Annotated in this window: 1 protein-coding gene; it reads right to left on the bottom strand. The window is 58.0% G+C overall.

From position 1 onward, the window contains the following. On the bottom strand, positions 1 to 621 hold a 621-nt coding region (locus tag KP705_RS16130; protein WP_215764975.1), incomplete at both ends, for a Tn3 family transposase.

The raw sequence follows: 621 nt of genomic DNA, 5'->3' as shown, positions 1-621 counted from the left end.
GGCCGTCACGGTTCCACTCCGAATGGATGTGACCAGACGCAGCAGGTCGTCCCAGTGGGCCGCAACATGATCGGTATTGATCGGGTCACCGGCCATTCCACTCAGGAGATCACCGGGGCTTTGATCTGGAAACAGGTGAAGTTTCCGCTCTTTCAGATCCCGTATCCTGGGCGCAAATCGATAACCAAAGAAGGGCATCAGCCCGAAAACATGATCCGATGCCCCACCCGTGTCGGTATAATGCTCTTCAATGGAAAGCCCGTTGGCATGATACAGCAGCCCATCCAGAACATAGGGTGCTTCACCGGCCGTCGCCGCAATCACCCGGGTCGAAAACGGATCATACTGATCGGAGATGTGGGTGTAGAAACTGACGCCCGGTTCACTGCCATTGCGCGCATTGATATCGCTGATCGCAGCGCCTCTGCCACCTGCATGAAACAATTGACCATCACTTGAGGACGATGTGCCGTCTCCCCAGAGTGACGCCAGGGGCAGCCCACGATGGGCTGCAACCATACGGCCAAGGGCTTCGGCGTATCCGGCCTCGCTGATATGCCAGTCATGCAGATGCGCCAACTGGCGCAGGGTGGCACCCTGACAGGTGTCGGCCATGCGTGT

The organism is Gluconobacter sp. P1D12_c (assembly GCF_018812105.1).
GTDB classification, from domain to species: Bacteria; Pseudomonadota; Alphaproteobacteria; order Acetobacterales; family Acetobacteraceae; genus Gluconobacter; species Gluconobacter oxydans_A.
This window is presented reverse-complemented; position numbering and strand designations above follow the sequence as displayed.